The sequence below is a fragment of the Dolichospermum sp. FACHB-1250 genome, assembly GCF_014696335.1.
GTDB classification, from domain to species: domain Bacteria; phylum Cyanobacteriota; class Cyanobacteriia; order Cyanobacteriales; family Nostocaceae; genus Dolichospermum; species Dolichospermum planctonicum.
In genome coordinates, this window is the sequence record NZ_JACJPZ010000006.1 from 87,743 (window position 1) to 114,205 (window position 26,463).

The window sequence follows — 26,463 nt, forward strand, 5'->3', positions numbered from 1 at the left end:
TATCATCCTCAGTTAACAAATTTCGTTAATACTCACCATTTAACACGAAAAATCAAAATTTGCATCCTGATTTTGTTTAATTGACTAATTTTTTGTCAGCATTGGTAACATACAGCGATTTTCGGGTAAATGAACCACGGTTTTTGATCTGGCGTAGAGGCGCAAAGAAGAATTACTGTTAATGCAGTACAGTTGACAATAGACATCTGGAGGTAAAAATTGTAGAGAGATAAACCTAGTCAGGTCAAATCTCTACAATGGTTCTAGAAACCGCACATTTAATTTTCACCAGATGTCTAGTCTCAAGGGAATTGCTATACCAACGCACTAATTAGTTAGATATCATGGTTCCCAGGGCGGCTATTAACTTATCCACACTTTCAGGACGACTATTAAAACCCATTAAACCCACACGCCAAACTTTACCAGCAAGTTCACCCAAACCGCCACCAATCTCAATATTATGCTCAAGTAATAATTGGCGTGCAACCAACTTACCATTTACGCCTTCAGGAATGCAGACAGTAGTTAAAGTTGGTAGCCTGTATTCCTTCTCAACGTGCATTTTTAAACCCATATCTTCCAATCCTTCCCAAAGATATTCTACATTCTTTTGATGACGTTGCCAGCAATTTGCTAAACCTTCTTCTGCCACTAAACGCAGAGCTTCCCGTAAACCATAATATAAATTAATCGGTGCAGTATGGTGATATGTGCGGTCAGTACCCCAATATTTCCCCAACAATGTCATATCTAAATACCAGTTTGCCACCTGAGATTGCCGCTTGTGTAACTTCTCCATTGCTCGCCCACTCATAGTAAATGGTGACGCACCTGGAGAGCAACCCAAACCCTTTTGACTACAGCTATAAGCTAAATCAACACCCCACTCATCCAAAAAGATGGGAACACCTCCTAAACTAGTCACGGTATCCACTAACAGTAACGTACCATACTGACGACACAACTCACCCACACCTTCCAAAGGTTGACGAGCACCGGTGGAAGTCTCTGCATGAACTAAAGCTAAAATTGCTGGTTTATGGGTAGCTACTGCGGTGCTAATTTCCTCCAAATTGAAAACTTGCCCCCAAGGCTTAGTAATAGTTCTTACATCTGCGCCATATCTGCCCGCCATATCTACCAAACGATTACCGAAATAACCAGCTACACCAATTAATACCACATCACCCGGTTCTACAGAATTAGCTAGAGAGGCTTCCATTGCAGCAGTACCCGTGCCACTGACAGCAATAGTATGGGGGTTTTCCGTTTGCCATAGGTAGCGTAACAGAGATTGAATCTCATCCATCAGGGTTAAAAAAGCCGGATCTAAATGCCCTACGGGTGTGGTATTCATCGCCTGTAGTACCTCTGGATGGGTGTTAGAAGGACCTGGACCTAGTAATAGACGGTGGGGCATATCGAGGGGTTCTAGTCCTAGACGGTGACTATTGTTGATGGAAATTGCGAATGTCATAAATTTATGTAAGATGAAATGAGAATTTAATCGCATGATATAGCGGTATGTGGTCAATGAGTATGCCGAAATGCGACTAATTAATTACGCGCCATATTTCCGACCATGCCATTCAATTATATATTTTGTTATTTTGTCAAAAAAATAGAAATTTCTGTTCTCTATGATTCAAATTGACTGGTGACATATTCTGTCAGATCGTTTTGCACTGTAAATCCATCAGAGTTGCATTCAATGAGCGATCGCAATTTTAGGCTTTCTAGCGTTCCTAACAGTTTTTGGGAAGTGACAGGAGGAATGATCTTGTTTAGTAATTCTGGCATGAATAGGGGTTGGCGGTGAATCGCTAAGGAATAGATGACGGTTTTTTCTAAATCTGATAAGCGTTGAAATTGTTGATCTAATAAATCGTAAATATCGCCAAAGACGGTGATACCCTGGGCTAAAAAAAGATCAATTTTGCCAGAAAATAGAAAATGAATAGTGGTGACAACAATTTTCAGCATCAGGGGATTTCCGCCATAGTGATTATGTAATATTTGCCATTCTGCTTGAGTTTCGTCAATGCCTTCTGACTGGAAAATCTTGAGTCCGTCTTCAGGAAGCAACCCTTTCAGGATCAGTAATTTAATTGAATTAGCTTTTTTCTCTAGGACACTGAATGCGATTGGTGGTTCTCGACTGATGATAATTAAACAACTTTTGTGGGTAGACTCCCCAATTGTGCGAATCAGTTGTCCATAACCTTCAAACCCTGGCCGATAATATCCCCCTCCTCCCCATTGCAGAATAGATTCTAGATTATCCAGAACCAGCAAGCAACGAGTTTGATGGAGATACTGCATTAACTTTGATATTAATTGATCTGGAAATTTTGGTAAATCAACGGCTTGCTGGTGTGAGAGGATGTGAATTAGATCAGTTAAGGTTTCTTCTACTGTTGGCGCGTGATGAAGCGATAGCGAAGCGCTCCGTAGGAATCGCCAGATGACATACTTAAATTCTGATGATGACAAATCTGTGCTGTTGGTGAAACCTGCCATTAACTTGGCTATGAGGCTGGTTTTACCCATACCTCCCATTCCTAAGACCATGATTAATTGACAGCGATTGACCTGAATCCATTGGTTCAATGTTGCCAGTTCAGCGGTGCGTCCATAGAAAACGGAGACCTTGGGGGCTAAATTATAATCCCCATCAGGCTGAATTTCAGGTTGTAAAGGTTGGATAAATTGTGTTGAGTGTGTTTCTGGTTTGACTAATGGGACGGGAAGAGATGATTGATAATCATCAGCCTCTAGCACCAGATTAAATGCTTGGAAGCATTTGACTAGAGACTTTTTATCAACTCTGACATTGCAGTTGAAAATTTTGCATAAGGTATGAGAGTCTAAGCCAGTCTGACTACTGAGATAATCCAGGGTAAATCTCTTGCTGTTATTTTCACTATATTCCCTAATTTTTATCGCCTTCTCAAGTTTATTTAAACCTTGAACGCTGAGGATTGTCCCACGTTTACGTTTCCTTGATAGAGATAAAATAGAACCTGCAAACCCAGTCCATTGTAAAGTTTTAATTCATCAATATGCTAGAGGTATTGCCAATGGAATATTTGATTTTAACCAAATCAATCCATTCTTAGATAATCCAGAATTAGTTATCCAACGACTCATTTTACCACCAGCATAATTATCGCAATTTCAATAATCTGGAAGACGTTGCATTAATCCTTCATTCTTCTCATTGCCAAAAGAGAAGGATATTTTTTATTATCAATAAGTAATTGACGTTCTAATAAACGAGATTGATCATTAAACCCTAAAATTCTAGCCGTCACTTGTCCTATATTTGTGAGAGATTCAATAGTAGAATTATTCAGTTTAAAATGTTCTCCCCAATTATCCCAACGAGGATGATAAAAACGCACAAATTCTTTTTTATCTATAATAATTGAACCGATATCACTGCCTTTAAACCGATTACAATAAACACAACAATAAGCTAGATTATCTATATTTGATGAGCCACCATGTTTGATACTAATAATATGATCAATGGCACATCCTAAAATAGTATCATGTTCAGCAATCAGGCAATATTCACATAAATTATCTGCTCTTTGAGCAACTAAACGGCGAAGTTCTAGATTTAAATAAGGACGCTCCATAATTGAATTTTAAGCCTTTTCGTGAATAAAATCATAAGCCCTAGCTTTTGCTAGTCTTAATAAATGTTCTAGAATCAAATAATGATCTAATTCTGATTTTTCCTCTGAAGAAATTCCATCAGTTTTTTCTCGAAAAATCAAATCAGATACTCTTTCTTTTACTGTTTCTGATACTTGAAATTCAACTAAACTTTGAGATGTTATGCCAGCAGCGAGAAAGTTGATTATTTCTTCATAAGCTGGATTAATACTGATTGATGTTTTCATGATGATTAATTATCTCCTTTTTTAATCTCCTGAACTTTGGGTATTTAAGCACTTATCGGAAAAATTGACGGCTGGATGAGTTCCTGTTGTGATAATGATAAGATATTGGTATCAATCAAAGCTGGTTTCATCACTTCTCCTTTCAAAAAATGCCTGTTGACGACGGATGTTGATTTCTTCACTGAAATTAGCAAATGTTTCATCTGACATATCATTCCAACAGCCAGCAAACTGCATAGTTTGTTCTAGTGAACCTGGAGATGATTCTCCATTCAATCGCCAATAATGAATAAAATTATATAATTCTTCTAATTTATCTTCGGGAATGAGATTAATTTCTGTGATTACTTTGGTGCGGATGTTTAATAAATCCATAGAGCAAATAAATGTAGAGAATTTACAGATAAGATATACTAATTATATAGCCTGTGTTCTTTAAGAACCAAAATATTTTCTAATAATGACGATCGCTCTCCCCAATAAGATAAATTGGAATAAAGAGCGATACCCTCGGTCAACGCCCTAAATGACATTAATCACCATATTTCCGCCCGCGCCATTCTTTGGGAGTGCGGAGGGCAGATAAAAAGATTCGCAGCACCGCTAGGGGGTCAGCCAAGGGGGAAAGCCAGAATAACCAACCACCATTAGCATTTTGACGATCATAAGAAGGAGCGATCGCTAATAATAAAGCAAAACGAATCACCACCAAAAATATATTTAATTCTAACAATAGCAGTGCCGGCAGTGAGGGAAGCAAAGGGGGAAACAGGAAATAACCCAGTAAAATCAATAGGGGTAAACCCTGCACCGCAGATAATAACCATAAATCACCCCAAACTTGAGCGCGGGAAGTTGCGTCTTTCAAATCTAGGCTACGTCCCCATTCTTTCCAGGTTTCTAAAGCCCCTTCATACATTCGCACCTTTAGCACCTTTGCTCCGTCTAAAAAGCCTACTTTAAAGCCATGAGAGGCAATATTCCGGGCTAAGGTGACATCATCACAAAAAGAACCTTTAGCGCTGCTGTAACCATTCACAGCCTTTAACACAGACCGACGACACAAAAAACACTGGCCGTTAGCCATGACCCGTTCTGGTTGTTCAGTATAAATACCCGTAGGATCAAATCTATACAGTAATGTCATTAACAAAGCTGGTTGTAATAAACATTCTCCCGGATATTTGAGAATAAATTGCGGTGATAAAGATACTAAATCATAACCTTGAGCGATCGCAGTTTTCACCAAACTCGCCACTAAACCGGGGTGGGGTTGAATATCTGCATCCATGCCCAAAAACCACTCACTGCCCTCGGAAGTAAATAAAAAGCCATTATGTAAAGCCCAAGGACGACCAACCCAGCCGGCAGGTAAGGGATCATCTGTCATTAATTTAAAGCGGGGGTCTGTTAATGCTGCGGTTTTCACTAGGTCGGGAGTACCATCTTGTGACTTACTATCAACAACAATAATTTCTCTAACTTCGTAACTTTGGCGACTTAAACCGGCTAACAGCGGGCTAATTCGTAATGCTTCGTTAAGTGTCGGCACAACCACACTCACAGTTCCCAAAAGTTCTGGTGTGGGTTGTTGTGGTTTTAAAGCTGGATAACGTCCTGGTCCTTTGAGTAAACGAGAAAGTAAAATCGCCGTGGCGGGGACTTGGACTAGTAGCAGGAGGAGAGGAATAATATTTAGCAATTCTAACCTTGACTTTTTGTATAAAGTAGCTATTTTACATCTTCTCGCAATTTGTGTAAATTAATCTAAATTATGGGAATTTGACCGTGTAATTAGGAAAGAGGTAAATAGTTTAATTTCTTCTCCCTCTTTCCTCGTCTCTCTTACCTACTTAAAAGCAACCTTCACATTAGTAACAGCAACTTCCTGAGTAGCTGCTTCCATATTCACTGTTGCAGGTGCGCTAGAACCTTTAGACCACAGCAGCACAGCCGGAGCTACACCCAGTGCTATACCTAGTAATACAGGAATGGGAAACCCAGCGGCTAAACTCATGACTGTGGCAAAACCAAAGTTACCTAAATAAACTAATAAAGGTACATTCAATTGGTAAGAGTCTAATTTAATCGGGTTTTGACTCCATAATAAAGCCGCTACAGTCATGAATAAAGCACCAGTACCCATCCAACCGACAAAGTTTTGGTAAGGCATACCAAAGAAAGCGCCTGGTTCGTGCCAATACCAGAAAGGCAGGGAAGTTTGACTCATGGCTGGGTCAAGGACAAAATCCCAAGAAGTGAGTAGTAAAGCACCTAAAACAATTGCACCAATTTGACGAAACAAGCTAGGTTTTTTATCTACTTGTAAACCCGCACGGGCTAATACATAAGATACACATCCTACATAAAACCATGAAAGGGGAATTGTAAAAGGTACTAAACCAGAAATTTTATAACCTAAGCCACTCAAATAGCTATAGCCCCCAAAGGGAAAGCCTGTACTAGTTCCTAATAATTCACTAGTTAGGGAAATTGATAAGGATGGTATTAAAAATCCTAAAGTGCGTGCCAAACCCAAAGTTCGGTAAGCATAGAGGAACACTCCCAACGCCCCGAAAATCATATATACCACACCACCACCTGCCATACTCCACTGCATGACGGTCTCACCTGCTGCGGATAAGCTGACAAGCAATTCAGCATTGGGAATCACAATTAATATCCCCAGCAGTCCAAATACCATAGAAACGATATGACCAATTAGGCTTATACGCTCGACGATAACAAGTTGTCTCATGATCAATCCTTAATGATATGCCAGTTGGCTACTCAACTGCTAACAGTTTACAAATATTTATCAACATATTTAACCAAATGTTGATTTTTATTCTCTCAAAATGGAATTAGGGGTGGAATTTACCATCAAGAAACCTGATGGGTTAGGTAAATCTGTGAAATAATGAATGAAACCGATATTCAAAATACCAGTATATTACGATTTGTAACTGAGTAAGGTACAGAACTTTCACATTACTTTCACATTACTTTCACATTTATTCACTCTGTTTTATTCTTGACTGCTGCTATATGTCAATCTTGAAAAAGATCCCTTGGTTCTCCCTGACACTCGTATTACTGAGTTACAGTACATTGGGCTGGATGATATTTGAAGAAAAAGCCCCTTGGTATATATGGCTGATAACCGTGGTAACTATCCTGCTGTCCCTAATCTGTTTTACCAACCCTTGGTTAAAAATAAACGAGTATGTCAGTACCTTGTTCAAGTCCAGTGCTAGGGCTTTTGGTGTAGCTATCTTAGCAGCTTTCCTATTTTTTCTGATGGTTGCCTGGTTTCGGGTATTTCTTGACATTTTACTCATTTTGTGCGCGACTATTTTAGCCAGAATAGATTTCCAAACACTTGCTTTAAAACCAGCGCTCGCTTTTGGCTGTATATCCTTTTTTGCAGTCGTAGGTTTAGCACTGGGCGCATTTATTAAGCTTTATATATGAACTACCCCATCTTAATTACTTTAAATCTTGTAGAGACGCTCTATGGAACATCTCTACAATTTTCAGCCAGATGATTAATCACTAACTAGCTTGCTAACGCTTCTACCTCTGCTACCACCACTGGATAAACGCTAACTTTCTTCCGGCTTTTACCCTTTCTTTCAAAGGTAACTACACCGTCAACTAAAGCAAACAAGGTATCATCACTACCAATACCCACATTGTTACCAGGGTGAACCTTAGTACCACGTTGACGAACCAAAATATTACCTGCGCGTACAGTTTGTCCACCGTAACGCTTTACACCTAGTCGTTGAGCATTTGAGTCACGACCGTTACGCGTACTACCTGTTCCCTTCTTATGAGCCATGGTTTCCTCTTTTTTATTTACTTTATGAATCCCAGACCGCTAATTGTCTAGTTTAGGCTGGGAAAATTTAATTGGTAATTGGTAATTGGTAATTGGTAATTGGTAATTATCAATTATCAATTATCAATTTTTATGATTCCTCTGCGGTTTCTTCCACAAAGTCAGCATCAATAATTGGACTTTCAGCACCAGTAGGGGCTGCTTCGTAAGCTAAAACTTCGCCGTTAAGATTGATAGAATTAATCAAAAATCTGGTAATTTCCTGGCGGTGTCCCCGTTTTTTGCGGGTTTTCTTTTTAGGTTTCATCTTATACACCAGGACTTTGCGACCTCTCAGGTGTCGCATAATTGTCCCTTCGACCGTTGCACCTTCTACCAAAGGTTGTCCAATGGAAAGTGCGCCGTCGTGGTTTACAAGCAATACAGCGTTAATGGTAACTTTTTCATCTGGTTCGGCGTTGAGTAGTTCAATGTCGTAAAAACGACCTGCTTCTACTTTGATTTGTTTTCCACCAGTTTCAATAATTGCGTAGGTCATTAAATCGTCCTTGAGGTTGCCGTACAGGTAGCTGGCTATAATCTTTTATAGAGACGCTATTATTTACAGCTTTTGCCAGCTTTTGCAGTATGTCTACCTGATCCGAGCCGGAATTAGACAGACAATCTAATATAGTACCTGATTGATAGCTAATTAGTCAAGCTTTTATTAAATAAAATTATAATTTGTATAGTTTGTTGGATTTTCAGCAGATTTCCGAAAAGGTAATTTTTGGCTTTGTAGTTAATCCCGACACAGACGGAATAAAAATCAATCAATCTGAGCGACTTGTACGGTTGCTCAGATTTTCTTACATATTCACTGACTAGGGAACAGGTGACAGGTGCTACGCCACGGGGACAGGGAACAGGTGACAGGTGACAGGGAAGAGGGAACAGGGAATAGGGAACAGGTGACAGGTGACAGGGAACAGGTGACAGGGAAGAGGGAAGAGGGAATAGGGAATAGGGAAGAGGGAATAGGGAAGAGGGAACAGGTGACAGGTGACAGGGAAGAGGGAATAGGGAACAGGTGACAGGTGACAGGGAAGAGGGAAGAGGGAACAGGTGACAGGTGACAGGGAAGAGGGAAGAGGGAATAGGTTTTCAGCGATTTTACGTTTCTTTACAGAGTTTGGTTTTTTGATGCCAACTTACTTATATTGGTAATATTTTTGTCAACAATCTAGTGAAAAAAAATGTAGAGATGTTTCATGGAACGTCTCTACAAGGTTTCTAGGATAATAATGAGAAATTAAAGTTATAAAACCCATAACGATAGGTTTTGTTTGTGTAGCTGCGGTTTATAACCGCCAAACATGATACTAATTAGACTACAGTGAAGTCAACACTTGTAATCAATGTGGAACTAACATTTTGCAAAGTAGCGAAAATTTCACCACTGCTCGTATTCCTGATCACAGTATTAGTACCAGTTCCTAAAATTGTCAATTGAGTAAATAGTAAACCCCCACTTAAGCCAATGCGGTCCAATCCATCTTGGAAGTCTTGAACGATATCAGCACCATTACTTAGTGCAATTACAAAAACATCATTGTTTGCTCCTCCTACCAAAATATCATTACCTTTACCACCATTGAGAATGTCATTTCCAGCTTCACCCCAGAGGGTGTCATTATCATCATTTCCGAAGAGGGTATCATTATTATTGCCTCCATAAAGGAAATCTTTGCCTATCCCCCCGTTTAATTCATCTGATCCATCACCACCATACAACCGATCATTACCATCATCTCCAAATACTAAATCGTTACCTGCCTCCGCATTGAGAATATCATCACCAAAATCACCAAAGAGAATATCGTTACCAACACCACCATACAACCGATCATTACCATCATCTCCAAATACTAAATCGTTACCTGCCTCCGCATTGAGAATATCATCACCAAAATCACCAAAGAGAATATCGTTACCAACACCACCATACAACCGATCATTACCATCATCTCCAAATACTAAATCGTTACCTGCCTCCGCATTGAGAATATCATCACCAAAATCACCAAAGAGAATATCGTTACCAACACCACCTAACAAGCTATCATTACCGACACCACCATCAAGGATATCATCACCAGCAAGACCTCTGAGGGTATCATTTCCTAAGTCACCGTTGAGGAAATCATTTCCATTATCCCCTTGCAGAATATCATTACCGAGGCCACCAAATAGTTGATCATCGTTATTCCCACCAAATAGTTGATCATTACCGTCACCACCATCAAGAATATCATTTCCATCGTTACCCTGGATGGTATCATTGCCAGTATTTCCAACTAACTCGTTAGCCAGATTATTACCTTTGATGGTATCGTTTTGAGTAGTACCAACCACATTTAGGAAATTCTGCACGTTTAAGGTGATAGAATTAATCGGCGCTGGTAATCCGTTGATGATCAGGTTATTAGTGGCTAGATTGACGTTGAGGGATGTGGTGGTAGCGATTCCAGTGGATGCGTCAATGGTGTTAGATTGACCTGTAGCACCAATTACAGTTTCTACGTCTACAATTGTATCTGTGCCAAAAGAGCCTTTATTAACGATTCCACCTGCTAACAGGGTAATTGCTTCCGTAAGACTGCTATAGTTAACTGTATCGCTTCCTAAACCGCCGTTAATTGTATCATCACCTGTGCTACCGATAATTGTGTCATTAGAGTTAGCGATTTCGATAATTCCTCGTAATAATAGCAATGAATTGGGAAGATCGTTCCATATTCCCGCTCCTAAAAAATTAAATTCTACGTAGTCTTCGTTATTGGCATCATTAGGTTCACCTGGAGACCAGTTAGTATAAGTTACAGCTTCTCCATTTGCCCATTTAAATGTTCCTTCAGTCACTTCGTCTGTCAAACCAATCCATAACTTTTCCGTACCACCAAAGGTGTTAACTAAAAATTCACTTTCCGCAGCATCATTAACGGTAACAAGATTACCACCTAAAGTAACGGCTTGTGCTTGTGCTTGTGTCCAAGTACCTGCATTACTCAAGAGGTAAAATTTGCCATTATAGTTGAAAATGGGAGCAGTAATAGCAGAGGTAACATCACCAAAAATCTGATCATTTCCTTCTCCACCATTGAGGGTATCATTACCGTTGCCTCCTGCTAGGTTATTATTGCCATCATTCCCAGTAATTGTGTCATTATTGGCTGTACCAATAACATTAACAAAATTATGAACGGAAAAGGACAAAGTCGGGAAAGCACTATCACCAGTATTCACAACTAGGGATTTAGTCGCTAAATTGGCATTAATGGTAGCAGTGCCAGTGGCTGTGGAAGCATCAATAATGTTAGTTAGACCCGTTGCACCGATAATGTTCTCTATACCAACCAGTTGGTCTGTTCCTGCTGTACCTTTGGTAACTACCCCTGTTGGTTTCAGGGTAATGGCTTGACCTATGGCACTATAATCGGCTGTGTCTTGACCAATACCCCCATTAATTGTATCGTTGCCAGTGCTACCGATGATTGTGTCATTAGATGCGATTTCGATAATTCCTCGGATACCAGCTATGCCAGCATCATCCCATTTCCCGGGATTTTGAAAATTGATATAAGCATAGTCTTGAGCACCACCAGCATCATTAGGTTCACCTGGAGACCAGTTAGTATAAGTGACAGCTTCTCCATTTGCCCATTTAAATGTTCCTTCAGTCACCTCGTCTGTCAAACCAATCCATAAAGCTTCTAAACCAAAGGTGTTAACTAGAAATTGATTTTCCGCAGCATCATTAACGGTAACAAGATTACCACCTAAAGCAACGGCTTGTGCTTGTGCTTGTGTCCAAGTACCTGCATTACTCAAGAGGTAAAATTTGCCATTATAGTTGAAAATGGGAGCAGTAATAGCAGAGGTAACATCACCAAAAATCTGATCATTTCCTCCCCCACCATTGAGGGTATCATTACCACCTAAACCATTGAGAATATCGTCACTCGTTGTACCGACGAGGTTGTCTGCTGCTGCTGTTCCGTTCATGGTTGCCATATTATTCTATTAACCTTTAAATTTTTTCTACACATTACATTTGTGATAATATTTTGCATTTTTATTGATTGTCAACTAGTTAAATTACTGAAAAAAAGCGGCTTTTATTAAAAAGTATTTGTGATTTTTTTTTACTTTCAATATTACCTGACATAAAAATAGGACTTAGGCAAAATTTATGTGACACATTCTGCTATTCTTACAGGATAATACCCAAAGGTGGTTTGTTTTTCGCTGCATGATGGGTAAATCCTCCCAAGTCAAGGGCAAATATACGCATCAATAAAGTTATTTTTAAGATAAATATGCTTGAGTTGTCAATGTATGAATAAATATATAGGACTTACTGAAAAACTTTTTGGGTGACATCACACCGTGCTATGAGGGTTAATTAACGGCTTTGAGCCGCAATTCTTGTAATATAGAAAGATGATGATTGCCTCCGGTACAGGAACGGTAAGTATGATCATCGTTTTACAGCCATTTTTAGGTAAATGAACCGCATTTTAATCAAAGTTTCGCGCCAAGACGCAAAGGAGCGAAGAAGCGAAGGAGTAGATTAATTCAGAGTGTGGTATAAATACATAAAAACTGCTGTAATTAATTATGCTGAAATTTTCTCGTCAAGTTAAATTCACCGCGAGAAAAAGTATTGAAAATCAGGAGCAGGTCATGAACAGTTGTATTTTGATGGCGGAAATTTATGATAATCCTCAACTGCGTCACACACCAGATGGGTTGGAAGTGACAGAAATGATTGTTCATGTGCCAGGAACAAAACCAGATGATCCAACTCATCCTTTAAAAGTTGTAGGTTGGGGAAATTTGGCAAAAGAGATTCACCAAAGTTATCATCAAGGCGATCGCATTATTATAGAAGGGCGCTTAGGTATGAATACAATTGATCGCCCCGAAGGATTTAAGGAAAAACGCGCAGAGTTGACGGTGCAAAAGATTTACGCTATTGAACAAGGTACTTATACTAATTCACCACCAGCTGCTAAGAGAACCACACCTGTAGTAGAAACTACTGTAGCATCACCTAGCTACCGCCCGACGAATTATGAATCAAACTATCCCCCATCAGCCCCTGCTCAAAAAAATGAACCGCAGGTAGCAGCCCCTCAACTGACATACCAACCCGCACCCGTTCAGTCTCCGTCCCCTGTAGGAGTTACACCAGAACCCGATCCAGATGATATCCCGTTTTAGCCGGAAGGCTTTACTGCCTTTAAACTGCATTTAATTTGTATAATTCTAGCGGGCAAGATGCCCGCACCACAACATCTAGCCAGATGAAGATGATCAAATTTAAATGGGTAACAGCTTATCTCAACCCCCGCTGACTTCACCCCATTCCCGAATCGCTGGAAATACCGATGAATAATCATCTTCTGGATAAGACATTTTCATAGTCGCGTGTAAGATTTGCCTTACACCCTCAATACTGCTGAGATTCAAACCCAAGGATTTAGCTTCAGAGATAAATAAATCTATTTCTTTGATCAGTTGTTTTGTCGGTAAGTTGGCATTATTATAATTACCATCTAACATCCGCCGCAAATTTTGATCAAAGGTGGGAGCATAAAGTTTACTTTCGCGTAGAATTTGCATAAACAAATCAACATCAATACCTTGCAACTGGATAAAAGCCAGACTGAGAGCAAAGCTAGTTGTCAGTGAAGCAATGAGTTGATTGAGTGCTAGGGTGAGGGTAGAAGCAGTACCCACAGGTCCTATGTATACAGGATTGTCTCCAAAATGTTGGAGGAGTGGGAAATGACGTTGATACTGTTCCTCCTCTCCACCTACCATGACGATTAATTTGCCAGTTTTAGCTTCGGGAATACTACCGAGGACAGGCGCTTCTATATATTCGCCTCCAGCCGCAACTACTGCATCTCTGATTTCTTGGCTTTCTACGGGGGTAATTGTCCCCATTTGAATGATGCTGCGTCCTGATAAAGTATGCCAAGAGGTATCTGTCAGCAAGACATGATAAATAGCTGCGGCGTTAGAAAGCATTAGGACTATACAGTCAGCAGCGCGGATGGCTTCCCGCGGTTTTGTCACAATTTCCGCCCCTGCTGCCCGTAGCGGTTCTAATTTTTCTGGGGTGCGATTATAGGCAATTAGCTCTATATTGGCTGCTAATAACCTTTGAGCCATCGGTAGTCCCATCAATCCAGTTCCCAGAAATGCCACCTTCATGTTTCACGTTCCTTAGTCAGTGGTCAGTTGTCAGTTGTGATCTGAATTTTAGATTTTAGATAAAATCCAAAATCTAAAATCCAAAATCTCCTAGCCTCCTGCGGCAAAAGTCACCATTATGATCACGGAAAGTAAGATGCCGGGAGACAATAGAGTTACTAGCACTAACAGATCATGAGCAGTCATAATTATTTCTCTGGGGTAGATTTGTCATTTGAATGTCATCTCTGTTATGCTAGTGCAAACAAGACTCATACGGGATTGTTAAAGAGATTTTTAACCTTTCTCTTTGATCTCTACTCTGGTACGACTAATCCCAGCAGTGGTTTTGATGCCTCTTGTGCAGTTAGTCCTCGACTTTGGACCAAAACCCCAAAATTGCCTAGTCCCCCTGGATTAATTAATTGGTGTAATCCTTCCCGTCGCTGTAGCAACTGTGATATTGGTTGCTGTTGAAAGGAGAGAGCAGCTAATCTTTCACCTATTCCCAATGCCATTAAAAATAAGCCTTGCTCGGTCCAACCAACTTTTTTGAGTCCACACCTTTCACCCCAGGATGATAAGGCTGTAAAGTCAACATGGGCGGTGATATCTTGTCTGCCAATATTGATATAAGGATGATCATGATGACGATGTTGGTAGTAGCATTGGAGAGTTCCCTGATCTCTTCTGGGGTGATAATAACGATGTGCGGGGTAGCCATAATCAATTGTTAACACATAGCCGCGTTGCAAGCAGTCTGCTACTATACCCAACCATTTCAAAGCTGCTAAATTAATTTCACTGCGATAGCCATTTTCATAAGTATTTTGGCTTAAATCAATTCCCACCAACTTAAAATACTCCCCTAATTGTGGTGTTGATGGTTCTGCCATGATTTCAATAAATATAGGTAAAGCAGAATTTTCTTCCTCCGGTTTTTGCTCAACAGTAACGTAAATTTCCCGTAATTCCCCCCCATTTAAAATAAATTGATGGACTGGAAAAGCATCCACTAATTCATTGGAGAAGAAACAGCCAATAATGGAATTGGGGGTGATTTCTTCCAAGTTACACCAATCTACAGAAAAATCTTGTAACCGTTGTTGTTGTTCTTGTTTTAAACTTTGTGATTTTTCAACAATAATATATTTGACCGCTGCAAAAAAGTCTGGGTATTCTTGCTTTGCATAGTTGAGAATATGGGAGGCTAATATGCCTTGTCCTGCTCCCATTTCTACCAAATTAAAGGATATGGGTTGATCTAAAATCTCCCACATTTGATAAAATTGCTTGGTCAGTAATTCCCCAAAATCAGATCCTAAACTGGCAGATGTGAAAAAGTCACTATCTCGAAATCCAATTTTTACAGCATCACTGGCATAATAGCCATATTCTGGATGATATAACACCATATCCATGTATTCCGCAAAGGTAATTCTTTTTTGGGAATTAGTAATAATACGATGGGCTATAGCTTGACACAGTGGCAAATGGGAATCCATAAAATTTGCAGTTGACAGAGAACTTAGCACTATACCAAATACATTACCACGACTTAAAAAAGCGATCGCTGATAGCATTTATTCATTTAGCCAACTGAAAAGTTGACCTACAGTAAGATTAAAAGACTCAGCAAAAGGTGGAACAGGTAAGCCATCTGTTTCTAGTTCAAATAATAGAATACGTTGATCACTAAAATAGACAAAAACTAGTTTTTCTGCGGGGTCAATTAACCAACCCATTTGAGTACCATGACTAATACAATGGAGGATATTACGAACAACTTTAGTTTGACTTGGTTCAGGAGAAAGTATTTTAATTGTCCAGTTAGGAGCGATAGCAAAGGTCTTAGCAACTTCACCATTTTCATCACGGGGAATGCGTTCCCAAGTGAAGACTGCAAGATCAGGTACAATGGATCTACCGCCAAAGGTACAGCGTAATTCAGAGTATACACGGGCTACGCCCCGGGGTTTGAGTGCTAGGTTAATACTAGAACCGAGGTCAAGCTGAACTGTACTATGTTTTCCTTGAGGCATGGGTTTTTGAATGATTTGGCCGTTAACAAATTCCTTTGCCGGTTTGGTTTCTGGTAATTTGAGAAATTCATCAAGGGTTAAGGGTTTAATAGGGATTTGAACCATTACCGTTTCGGGTTGGTGGATTATGAATATTGTATTATTTTCTAGCATTTCCAAGCTGCAAAAGCTAGATTAGCTAAGGGCAACCACAGGGGGTTGCCCCTACAGTATTTCTATTTTCTTTTAATATCAATCATATTACCAGGATGTGCGTCCCAGTGAATAATTCCGTTTTGATGACCACAGATAAAGCATCAGCTTACCGACTTCTTTCTCAAATATACAGCACTTCCCGGTGTTATGAGGTACATATCTAGCGGGCAAGATGCCCGCACTACAAGAGTTTCATGATTCAACTTTGTACCTCATAAGAGCGGAAACCGCTGTAATATCTAAAAAACATCAACATCAGAAAAATTCTTTACATGATTAGCTCTCTAAAATATTAGAATCTGTTGCTAAAGTTCCCGCTCCCTTTTCCATCAATTCAATATCTGCTAAAGTCCAAAAACGCGCACTTTGGCAGTGATGAGCTACTAATAGCCCCCATAATCCCCTTGGTATTAAAATTGGCACTACTAAATTAGCCCGAACCTGCATACCGCGCAGAAATTCACGGTGACAATCCTCAATCGCTTCTAATTCTATATCAGCGATCGCTCGTACTCGTCCTTTTAAGTATAACGCAGCATACTCATTATTAAAACAATCACTAGGACCAGTAGAACCGAGAATCGAATATTCATCAGAACCTAATGACTCAAATGTCACTTGTCCTTGCCATTGTCCATAAAAATAATACAATACTACCCGATCAACCTGTAAAGATTCTCGCAATTGATTTGTCGTTTGTCTAATCAATTCATCTCGTTGCATTCTGATGATCAGACGACTGAGTAATTCTTGTAAACCCTGATCAGGGTGATGATACGAGCGATTTTCAAATTCTGGTAAAGAAGGAAGTTGCACAGATTTCAAATGATGACTAACTAAATGATTTCGGGTTTTTATAGTAACTTATCAGATGTTTTATAGAAAATTATGTTTTTTTTCTATAAAAATCATGTAGTTTAATATTAAAATTTAGATTCTTATTTAATCTAAACTACACCTATTTTAAATTCTGATTCCCGCAGCATTGGGTAAATCAACTTTTAACCGTTTAAACATTGCTTCTCGTCCCTGCATCGCTAAGGTATCATCTAAAGCTGAAAGTTTGATTTCTTGCTGATATTTTAATCTTAACGCGGTTTGAATTAACCAATCAGCAACAAAGGGATTTTTAGGTAATAATGGACCGTGGGAATAGGTAGCGATCGCATTTTGATAAAACGCTCCTTCTGTTCCATCTTCTCCATTATTACCCAAGCCATACACTACCCGCCCCAAAGCTTCCACCTTCCCTAATTTAGTCCGGCCACCGTGATTTTCAAACCCGACTAAATAAGGTTTTATCCCTGTCATTGCTTGCAATTCGGCTGCTAACCGGGAAGCTGTAACTTCTATGACCAAATTACCAATACATCTTTTAGTATTTTCACCAGGATGAACAGAAACTAAATCCAATATTCCTAAACCCTCAATTCTTTTTCCGAAAGCTGGTTCATAATAATTTCCCAGTAGTTGAGGAGAACCACAGGTAAAAACTCCCGGTGTACCATTTTCTATTTTATGACGCATGGCCTCAGCTTTTTCACCCTGTAAATCCCGCATCACAATTTCTTGTTGACGGTCTTGCGCCCCACCACCGACAATCACATCTACTGATTTGATATCTTCTGCGGTGGAATTTTGATCCAAGGGCAATACAGTCACATTATACCCCCGCCACTGGGCGCGACGTTCTATGGTAATCACATTTCCCCGATCACCATAAGTACTCATTAACTTGGGGTACAGCCAACCAATAATAATTTCCATGGGCGCATGACTTACAAAACCTCTAATATAGCGTTAGCAGGGAATATGTAGGACTAGGCAAATTTTAAGAAATATTTCATAATTGTTGCAATACATTAATAAATTTAAATTTTAGTAAACATATAATACAGCGGTTTCTGCGGTAGTAAAAACAAAAAACAGATTTTTCCATGAATCAAAAACTTATGTTCTCCGTCAATATAGACATCAGCTATTTACCTATCTCCACTACGGATTATATTTATGTCTTTACAATCGCTGCGGTTCTTATTCTTGAGTAGTCTTGGCTGTTCTTTATTTTTTGGAAATGCTGTGACTGTTGCTCAAGTTGTGGTGCCTACAATTCCATCAGGTTCAAGTACAGTTCCATCAAGTTCAACTACAGTTCCATCAGGTTCGACTACAACCAGTGTACCAAATTCTACCACAGTTAACAGTAGTACAAGATTTAGTTGTCAATCTTACAATGGACAGTTTACAGTCATGTATCAGCCCCAAAGTCAACCAGGACAATATTTTGCTTGGGCTGCACCTCAAAATTTAGGTGGGGGTTGGGATGCCCAAAAACGTTGTCAAGCGATCGCAGGACGTTTAGAATTATATCGTCCCGATGGTTTACAAGAACTACGAATAGCTTTAGAAAACAACGAAAATATTATTTGTGTCACCACTGAAGCCCAACCCAATTGTCGAATTGTCTTAACAGTACCCCGTGGTAAAGATCCCTATGCAATCCGTAATAGTGTATTCCAAAATCTCACTACCGCTGATAGTGGACAACAAACTATTGCTGTTGATACCTACACTGAACCTCAGAGAGGAAAGGGAGATAGTTTATACAACATAGGACAAACACTTGTAAGTGGTAATAATCAGCTTAGTTCTTTTAGAAGTGGAATTAATTTGAAACCATACCTTGATCCTCAAGATGGTGGTACTGCCAAAAAATTGAGAAATGGGGTAGGAATTGGACGCAATAGACCAAAAAAAGACCCTGCTCGTCTAAATCCTGGCAGATTTCGTTAATTAGGATGATTTGATGAGGTAGGAGCAATAAATTTAATTGTCTACTTCAGGCTGGTAAGTCGTAATTACGATTTACCGGCCTGATTTTCTGTGATCCAGAACGAGCAATTTAGCAGGGGATGATGCCATAGTTAAGGTTAGCAAAGATTTATAGAGTAAAAGTAAGTTTGGTATGACAAATTTATCAATCCATGGTATTTTGGTACAATAATATCCAAATATCAACAGTCTGATTATCTACATCTAGCAAATCAACTTCTGCCGATGGAAAATTTACTGATATACATCTATACACTAACTTGAAAGCAGAGTAAATTAGTAATAGATTATCTAATCTTAACCAAAAGATAACTTGTTCAAAACCTAGTCCTATTATCTTTTCAAAAGCAGTTAAAAACGGTGACAAATCTGATCACAAGCCATAAGAATCAAGTCCTGCAATGGGGCGATCGCATCCTCCAGCCCGGAGAAGTTCTATCATTAATATCGGAATACCAGCTTATTCCCGTATTAATCAAGGAAATTATCATTGATCAAGCGATCGCAGCAGCCGAAATTGTCCATACTCCAGAAGAAGAAAAACAGGTCTGCGAACAATTAGCCCAACAATATCAGGGAATAGATCAACAAGGAGAAAATTTCCAGCAATTAAAGATCATGGCCATGCGACAATTAAAACTAGAAAAGTTTAAAGAGGCCACTTGGGGTGGGGATTTAAACTCGTACTTCTTCCAACGTAAAGCCCAACTAGATAGGGTAATTTATTCGCTGATTACTACCTCGGAAATCGGGATTGCCCAAGAAATCTACTTCCGCATCAAAGAGGGTGAACAGTCTTTCGCTGAGTTAGCACGGGAATATGCCCAAGGTCCAGAAGCTCAAACTGATGGCTTAGTAGGTCCAATAGATTTACAATCCCTTCATCCAACATTGGTGAATATCCTTTCAAGAAGCCAGCCACAGCAGTTATCACCACCAACTCAAATTAATAATGTACTGGTAATTGTCCGCTTAGAAAAATTACTACCAGCCCAACTGGATCGTTCAATGCGGCAACGGTTGCTGAATGAAAGATTTAATCAATGGTTACAAGAACAAATGACAGAACGAAAATGGCAAATTCAAACATCATAAATTACCCGAACCTTTGGCCAATATAAATTGACATAATTAACCTCAAGAAACATGACTTATACTAAGAGTACCTTTGAAGAATTTATTGCCACGATTCCAGGGTTTGACCAATTATCAAGCGAGGAAATTAGCAAACTCTCATCACCACAAATTTTACAGCCTTTACGTTACCGCATGGGGCAGAAAATTGTTGGCAAAGAACAATTACCTCAAAAAGTATCAATTCTTTATCAAGGCAGGATCAGACTACTAGGATACCCGGAAAACCAATCACCAATTACTTTAAAAATAGTAGAACCAGGAGCGGTAATTGGGGAAATTTCTTGGTTACGTCAAATTCCGTGCGAAACAGCGATCGCCTATGAAGAAGTGATATGTTTAACCTGGAATGCAGCAGATTATTTACAATTCCTATCTCGAAATTTAGCATTTACTCAGGCTCGTCAACAAATAACTAACTTGGCAGAAGTATTTGATATCTTGAGTTTACAGATAGCACAACAACCTTTAGCCAATCATAATCTCAAAGACCTGACGGAACAGGCGTTATTAGGGTCAAAAATTCACTATTTACGACCAGGAAAAACGTCTTTAAGAGAATTAGAAAGTGATCGAATTTGGTTTGTAAGTAGTAGTTGTGATCTGAGCAATTTAACCCCTGGTTCTCGCTTAGAAGACGAAGTAATTGAAGTTAAAGATAAACTGCCTGTCCGTTTGTTGGGTATCAGTCAGAGTGATTTATCATTAGTGGATAGTCCACCTCTAAAAACAGAGAAATTAGAAAATCTGTTAGATGGTACTGTCACCATAGAAGAAGTTCCCTACGCAACAGAATCGGAATTTATTGGGACAAGCACATCAAAGGATTTACCAAAAAATCAAAAATATCCATTTTTTAAAGGACAGGGAGAACTAGAATCTAGTCTGGCTTGTTTTCAAATGCTATCCAAGCATTTAGAAATTCCCTTTCGGAAAGAAGTAGTCCGCCGCATTTTAAATGACCAAATCAAGCGTCAAGGCAGTGTATCTTTTCAACTTTGCGCTTATTTATCAGAATTAATTGGACTCAAATCCCAGCTAGTTGATGTTCCGGCTGTTTCCATTAACCGCATTCCTACCCCAGCATTAATTCGCTATCGTGACAGTTTTGCGGTTCTTTATGCCGTAAATGGAAAAAAAGCCGTTTTGGGTGTACCATCTCAAGGTATTATCAACACCAGCCTTGATAAATTGCTGAAAGAATTAGAAACAGATGAAACCAACTTACAACCACAAGTTAGGGTTTTATTGCTCAGTGCTACCAAGGAAACACCTAAAGAACGCTTTGGATTAGGATGGTTTGTTCCTTACTTATCCCGTTACCGACGGGTGCTAATAGAAGTATTTATTGCTTCCTTCTTCGTCCAATTAGCCGCCCTAGCTAATCCTCTAATCATTCAGCTAATTATTGATAAAGTCATCGTTCAAAATAGTATTAATACCCTAAATGTTTTAGGAGTATTACTATTAGCAGTGGGTGTATTTGAAGCGGTATTAACTACATTGCGGACTTACTTATTTGTAGATACCACCAACCGCATTGATATGAGTTTGGGGTCACAAATTATTGACCACCTATTGCGCTTACCACTGCGGTATTTTGATAAAAGGCCAGTGGGTGAATTATCCACCAGAATTAATGAACTAGAAAATATTCGTCAGTTCCTCACGGGTACGGCCTTAACAGTAGTGTTAGATGCCCTATTTTCCGTAGTTTATATAGTGGTCATGCTGTTTTACAGTTGGCAATTGACCATAGTAGGTTTAGGAACCATCCCTCTATTTGTGTTAGTGACATTAATTGCTGCCCCAACAGTGAGTAGACAATTAAGAGGTAAAGCAGAACGTAACGCCGAAACTCAATCTTATTTAGTGGAGGTGATGTCAGGTATTCAAACAGTTAAAGCCCAAAATATTGAATTGCGATCGCGTTTTTCTTGGCAAAAAAAATATGCTAAATTTGTGGCCGCAGGTTTTAAAACCGTTATTACTTCCACATTAGCTAACTCCACAAGTCAGTTTTTAAGCAAACTCAGCAGCTTATTAGTTTTATGGGTGGGAGCTTATTTAGTTTTAAAACAAGAACTAACATTAGGGGAATTAATTGCCTTTCGGATTATTTCTAGTTACGTTACCACCCCCATATTACGGCTGGCACAAATCTGGCAGAACTTCCAAGAAACCGGGTTATCCTTAGAACGATTAAGCGATATTGTTGACAGCCCCCAAGAAGCAGAAATAGATAAGAATAATATTCCCCTCCCACCGATTATTGGTGGAGTCAAATATGAAAACGTTTCCTTCCGATTTGCCGCCTCAGGCCCCCTACAATTGAGTAATGTTACTGTCGAATTTCCCGCAGGTCAATTTGTCGGTATTGTTGGACAAAGTGGTTCGGGAAAAAGTACAATGATGAAATTACTGCTCAGACTTTATGACACAGAATCTGGCAGAATTTTAGTTGATGGTTACGACATTGCCAAAGTCGAACTTTATTCTCTGCGGCGACAAATTGGTGTAGTTCCTCAAGATACCCTTTTATTTGATGGTACAGTACAGGAAAATATTGCTTTAACTAATCCTGAAGCCACAACAGAGGAGATTATTGAAGCTGCTCAAATTGCCGTTGCCCATGAATTTATTATGGGTTTACCCCAAGGCTATAATACGCGAGTTGGGGAAAGAGGATCAGCCCTTTCTGGTGGACAAAGACAAAGAATTGCGATCGCACGTTCTGTGTTACAAAGACCTAAATTACTAGTTCTAGATGAAGCCACCAGCGCCCTAGATTATCCCACCGAAAAACAAATTTGTCTGAACTTAGCTCGCGCTTTTAAAGGTAGTACCGTCTTCTTCATTACCCACCGTTTAAATACTGTTAGTAATGCCGATACTATCGTCGTCATGGATAACAGTAGGATGATAGAACAAGGTAATCATCAAGAACTTATGGCTGCTAAAGGTCATTATTTCTATCTTTATCAACAACAGGAAGTAAATTTGTAGTCAATTATTTCTAGGGGTTTAGCAATGCTAAACCCTGTCAGTTGCTTAAATAAAATCCAACTGATAACAGAGCCAAGCTCAAATGACACTCCAGTAAATATTCAATCTAAAATCCCAAATCCCAAATTATTATGACTCAAGTTAATGGTAATCGCAGCAACGGAAATGGCAACGGAAACGGAAATGGCAATGGATCATATAAAGACTCAAAAGTATTAACATCTCCCAAACCCAGTTCCCAACAGCCTAAAATTGACTTTAATTTCGATAATTTTGAGCAATCTGTAGTTTTACGACAATCTCCAATATGGTCACGAACCATCATGATCACCCTCATGGGATTAGCTTGTTTTGGAATTACTTGGGCTTGTTTAGCCAAAATTGAGCAAACAATTCCTGCAACGGGTCAATTAAAACCAGAAGGAACAGTCAAAGAGGTACAAGCTCCCGTTAATGGAGTCGTTAAATCAATTTATGTAAAAGATGGAGACGAAGTAAAACCAGGACAATTGTTATTAACATTTGAGTCTATTGCTACCCTAGCAGAATTAAATGCCTTGAATAAAATTCGCATAGCTTTAATTCAAGAAAACAATATCTATCGACGCTTAATGGGAGCAAGCAGAGGTAAAGATTCTGAAATAGAATTTTTACGCAGTAAACTACCAGGAGAATCAGCATTTCTGCTCAAAAGTCGCGCTTCCTTAGTAGCAGCAAATGAACTATTACGTTCTCAATTGAGAAATTCATCGGGAACAGCAGGAATAGGAATTGACGAAGAACAACTACTAGCAGTTGCAAAAATAGAATTAGCGTCTCGTTCCAAAGCCGCAAATTTAGAAGTTGAAAAAACTAGAAAACAACTTTCTCAAACTCAATTTAAACTGCAAGATACTCGCAATAGTCTAGCCATTCAAAGCGGTATTTTAGCCAAAATCAAAGTCTTAGCGGAAGAAGGGGGTATTTCCCAACTTCAATATCTGAATCAGAAACAACAGGTACAAACTCTCGCAGCGGAAATCTCACAATTGCAGGAAGAAATAAAACGTCTAGAATTTGATATTGATAAAGGAAAACAGCAATTAACTAATACAGTTGCTAGTTCCGGTAAAGATATTTTGGAAAAAATAGGCAATAATAAACAACGCATTGCTGAAATTGATAGTCAGTTCACGAAGGTCATTTTAGACAATGAACAGCGTTTAGCAGACATAAATAGCAAAATATCGCAAACACAATTAAACTTTAAATATCAAGAACTTCGCGCTCCAGTAGGAGGAATAGTTTTTGATCTCCAGGCTAAAAATGTTGGCTTTGTTGCTAATTCCACACAAAAATTACTACAAATTGTCCCCAAAGAAAACCTATCAGCAGAAGTTTTCATTACCAATAAAGACATTGGTTTTGTCAAAAAAGGTATGAACGTAGATGTAAGAATTGACTCCTTTCCCTTTAGTGAATTTGGTGATATTAAAGGTAAAGTAACTAAGATTGCTTCAGATGCTTTACCTCCAGACCAAAACCATCAATTTTATAGATTTCCGGCCACAGTTAAGTTAGACAAACAACATTTAAATCTCACGAATCAAGATAGAAAGATATCTTTACAGTCAGGGATGTCCATTACTGCTAATATTAAAGTTCGTGAAGAACGCACGGTAATGAGTTTGTTTACAGAGATGTTTACGGAACAAATTGAAAGTTTAAATGAGGTGCGTTAGGGATGAAAATAATATCCCCGACTTCTTTTTTATCTTATCAATAAATGATAAATTAATCTCAGAAGTCGGGGATCTGGAATTTGTGGTGTTTACCCTTCTATGATTTTAATTTCCTCTGGTGTTAATTCATAAAGTTGATAAACTAGTTGATCTATTTCTGTTTCTAATGTGGTTGTATCTGCTTTTGGATCTGATTTTTTAGCAGTGAGAATTTGATTAACAACGGAAGTAATAACTTCCCCTTGTTTTGGATTTGCTTGAGGAATTGGGATTTGTCCAAAGTATTTCCAAATTAATTGAAATCCATTTTGAATAGCGGTACAGTATTTTGAAATTAGCCACCAACCCATTTTTGAATTAAGAATAGCCAATAAAATCTTATCTGCTTTGGAAATAATCCACATAGAATTATTACAATATAGCCCCTGTTCATCATAAATAAAACATGGTTTTGTCTGAAATATTTGATACATTATTTTAGGTTTTTCAAATTCTTGATAATAATCACAGGCTCTCAACTCCCACCAGTAATCACCTTTATCTGTTCTTTTTTCTGCTTGATCTTTAAATAGACTTAAATAATTAGAAACTGCTGAATAATTTTCCGATAACCATATCCAAGCATCTTGATTTTCTCTAAATGAATTGGTAAAGCCTTTATCAATTTTTATTAAATAATTTTCTACTTCAGGAATTGCATAAGGTTTTATATTACGACCTAAAATAAATGAACGAATTATTTTTGAATTTCGACTATCTTTGTTAATTATTTCTCTACAATTTTCATTACCAATGACAAATGCTTCTGTTAAACCTGTTAAGATTCCACGAAATGATTTATGATCAATATATTCAGCGAGTGAAACACAGTTACTTTTAATTCTTGATAGTAATTTCTGATCACTATCAGAAGAAATTACCCAAATTTCATCATTTAAGGTTTCAACTTTTATTTGATTAGAAATACTTTTTATATATGCTGCAAATTTATTACTATAATTAAGTGTTTTTACAGTAGCAGAAATAAAATTAGTATTTTGCTGCTGTTTTGAAGCATTCAGAATGCAAGGATAAGTAGTTGCTTCTTCAAATATTTGAATATCACCAAAATCAATAATCCCTTGTAATTGATTTTCTAAAATATAGGTTCTTAAAGCTTTTCCATAACCCGCTTGCATCCATTTATTAGGCATTATATAACAAAATTGACCTTTAGTTTTAAGAATTTTAAATCCCCTTTCCACGAAAAATACATACAAGTCAGCAGTTCCTGAATAGGTAATAAAATTTGTCTGCAAAATTGGTTCTAATTGTTTAATTTCTTCCTGTCTAATATAAGGAGGATTTCCAATAACCACATCAAAACCAACAAAAACACCATCATTATTTAACACTTCAGGAAACTCAAAGCGCCATTCCAAAGCATTTTCATACATTCTACCATTTTCTATTTCCTCAATTTCCACCCGTAACTTATCAATTTCATTATTCAACTTAGCAATTTTTTTCTCCCGCTTCGTTCTCTCAGCTTT

22 protein-coding genes are annotated in these 26,463 nt (G+C 38.6%); 6 read left to right on the forward strand and 16 right to left on the reverse strand.

Annotation, left to right across the window (positions count from 1 at the left end; translation table 11 throughout):
• Nucleotides 1–331 precede the first annotated feature (331 nt).
• The 7 genes from H6F39_RS03635 to cruF all read right to left on the reverse strand — a co-directional run bounded on the left by H6F39_RS03635 (nt 332) and on the right by cruF (nt 6,672).
• Nucleotides 332–1,480, reverse strand: a complete 1,149-nt coding sequence (locus tag H6F39_RS03635) for an alanine--glyoxylate aminotransferase family protein (protein WP_190396256.1) — start codon at nt 1,478–1,480, stop codon at nt 332–334.
• A gap of 161 nt (nt 1,481–1,641) precedes the next feature.
• On the reverse strand, nt 1,642–2,784 hold the full coding sequence (locus H6F39_RS03640; protein WP_370539361.1) for an NB-ARC domain-containing protein: 1,143 nt from the start codon (nt 2,782–2,784) through the stop codon (nt 1,642–1,644).
• A gap of 419 nt (nt 2,785–3,203) precedes the next feature.
• A complete protein-coding gene (locus tag H6F39_RS03645) occupies nt 3,204–3,647 on the reverse strand; it encodes an HNH endonuclease (protein WP_137909324.1) in 444 nt (147 codons plus the stop codon).
• 9 nt (nt 3,648–3,656) lie between these two features.
• Nucleotides 3,657–3,914: a hypothetical protein gene (locus tag H6F39_RS03650; RefSeq protein WP_137909323.1), complete on the reverse strand. Its 258-nt coding sequence runs from the start codon at nt 3,912–3,914 to the stop codon at nt 3,657–3,659.
• 111 nt (nt 3,915–4,025) lie between these two features.
• Complete coding sequence (locus H6F39_RS03655) at nt 4,026–4,289, reverse strand: hypothetical protein (protein ID WP_137909322.1); 264 nt, start codon at nt 4,287–4,289, stop codon at nt 4,026–4,028.
• Between the two features lie 157 nt (nt 4,290–4,446).
• Entirely contained in the window at nt 4,447–5,616 is a 1,170-nt protein-coding gene (gene cruG, locus H6F39_RS03660) for a 2'-O-glycosyltransferase CruG (protein WP_190371954.1), read from the reverse strand.
• A gap of 147 nt (nt 5,617–5,763) precedes the next feature.
• On the reverse strand, nt 5,764–6,672 hold the full coding sequence (gene cruF / locus H6F39_RS03665; RefSeq protein WP_137909320.1) for a gamma-carotene 1'-hydroxylase CruF: 909 nt from the start codon (nt 6,670–6,672) through the stop codon (nt 5,764–5,766).
• 362 nt (nt 6,673–7,034) lie between these two features.
• Here cruF and H6F39_RS03670 point away from each other — a divergent pair, with 362 nt between their 5' ends.
• Nucleotides 7,035–7,388: a hypothetical protein gene (locus tag H6F39_RS03670; RefSeq protein WP_306420257.1), complete on the forward strand. Its 354-nt coding sequence runs from the start codon at nt 7,035–7,037 to the stop codon at nt 7,386–7,388.
• Nucleotides 7,389–7,473: 85 nt separating this feature from the next.
• On the opposite strand, the gene rpmA is transcribed toward H6F39_RS03670, so the two are convergent.
• The 3 genes from rpmA to H6F39_RS20570 form a co-directional block, all read right to left on the reverse strand.
• Entirely contained in the window at nt 7,474–7,758 is a 285-nt protein-coding gene (rpmA, locus tag H6F39_RS03675) for a 50S ribosomal protein L27 (RefSeq protein WP_028088939.1), read from the reverse strand.
• Nucleotides 7,759–7,888: 130 nt separating this feature from the next.
• Nucleotides 7,889–8,296 (reverse strand): 50S ribosomal protein L21, encoded by a 408-nt coding sequence (gene rplU, locus H6F39_RS03680; RefSeq protein ID WP_028085419.1) that lies wholly within the window; start codon nt 8,294–8,296, stop codon nt 7,889–7,891.
• Between the two features lie 827 nt (nt 8,297–9,123).
• On the reverse strand, nt 9,124–11,811 hold the full coding sequence (locus tag H6F39_RS20570; RefSeq protein ID WP_190396257.1) for a lectin-like protein: 2,688 nt from the start codon (nt 11,809–11,811) through the stop codon (nt 9,124–9,126).
• 672 nt (nt 11,812–12,483) lie between these two features.
• Here H6F39_RS20570 and H6F39_RS03690 point away from each other — a divergent pair.
• Nucleotides 12,484–13,023: a single-stranded DNA-binding protein gene (locus tag H6F39_RS03690; protein ID WP_137909328.1), complete on the forward strand. Its 540-nt coding sequence runs from the start codon at nt 12,484–12,486 to the stop codon at nt 13,021–13,023.
• Between the two features lie 120 nt (nt 13,024–13,143).
• Here H6F39_RS03690 and H6F39_RS03695 read toward each other — a convergent pair whose 3' ends face one another.
• The 5 genes from H6F39_RS03695 to H6F39_RS03715 form a co-directional block, all read right to left on the reverse strand.
• Nucleotides 13,144–14,022, reverse strand: coding sequence for an NAD(P)-dependent oxidoreductase (locus tag H6F39_RS03695; RefSeq protein WP_028082087.1), 879 nt, complete (start codon nt 14,020–14,022; stop codon nt 13,144–13,146).
• Between the two features lie 296 nt (nt 14,023–14,318).
• Nucleotides 14,319–15,506, reverse strand: coding sequence for a class I SAM-dependent methyltransferase (locus H6F39_RS03700; RefSeq protein ID WP_137909327.1), 1,188 nt, complete (start codon nt 15,504–15,506; stop codon nt 14,319–14,321).
• 78 nt (nt 15,507–15,584) lie between these two features.
• Entirely contained in the window at nt 15,585–16,148 is a 564-nt protein-coding gene (locus tag H6F39_RS03705; RefSeq protein WP_190396258.1) for a Uma2 family endonuclease, read from the reverse strand.
• Between the two features lie 366 nt (nt 16,149–16,514).
• Nucleotides 16,515–17,054: a GAF domain-containing protein gene (locus H6F39_RS03710; protein WP_236097179.1), complete on the reverse strand. Its 540-nt coding sequence runs from the start codon at nt 17,052–17,054 to the stop codon at nt 16,515–16,517.
• Between the two features lie 147 nt (nt 17,055–17,201).
• Nucleotides 17,202–18,005 carry a type 1 glutamine amidotransferase gene (locus tag H6F39_RS03715; RefSeq protein ID WP_137909316.1) on the reverse strand — a complete coding sequence of 268 codons (804 nt, stop codon included), beginning with the start codon at nt 18,003–18,005 and terminating at the stop codon, nt 17,202–17,204.
• Nucleotides 18,006–18,248: 243 nt separating this feature from the next.
• On the opposite strand from H6F39_RS03715, the gene H6F39_RS03720 reads away from it, so the two are divergent.
• From H6F39_RS03720 to H6F39_RS03735, 4 genes are all read left to right on the forward strand, one after another.
• Nucleotides 18,249–19,031, forward strand: a complete 783-nt coding sequence (locus tag H6F39_RS03720) for a COP23 domain-containing protein (protein ID WP_137909315.1) — start codon at nt 18,249–18,251, stop codon at nt 19,029–19,031.
• Nucleotides 19,032–19,439: 408 nt separating this feature from the next.
• Nucleotides 19,440–20,165, forward strand: coding sequence for a peptidylprolyl isomerase (locus tag H6F39_RS03725; RefSeq protein WP_137909325.1), 726 nt, complete (start codon nt 19,440–19,442; stop codon nt 20,163–20,165).
• A gap of 51 nt (nt 20,166–20,216) precedes the next feature.
• Nucleotides 20,217–23,210: a peptidase domain-containing ABC transporter gene (locus H6F39_RS03730; protein ID WP_190396259.1), complete on the forward strand. Its 2,994-nt coding sequence runs from the start codon at nt 20,217–20,219 to the stop codon at nt 23,208–23,210.
• 131 nt (nt 23,211–23,341) lie between these two features.
• A complete protein-coding gene (locus H6F39_RS03735; protein WP_137909313.1) occupies nt 23,342–24,931 on the forward strand; it encodes an HlyD family efflux transporter periplasmic adaptor subunit in 1,590 nt (529 codons plus the stop codon).
• Between the two features lie 89 nt (nt 24,932–25,020).
• Here H6F39_RS03735 and H6F39_RS03740 read toward each other — a convergent pair whose 3' ends face one another.
• Complete coding sequence (locus H6F39_RS03740) at nt 25,021–26,424, reverse strand: Eco57I restriction-modification methylase domain-containing protein (RefSeq protein ID WP_190396260.1); 1,404 nt, start codon at nt 26,422–26,424, stop codon at nt 25,021–25,023.
• Nucleotides 26,425–26,463: the final 39 nt, after the last annotated feature.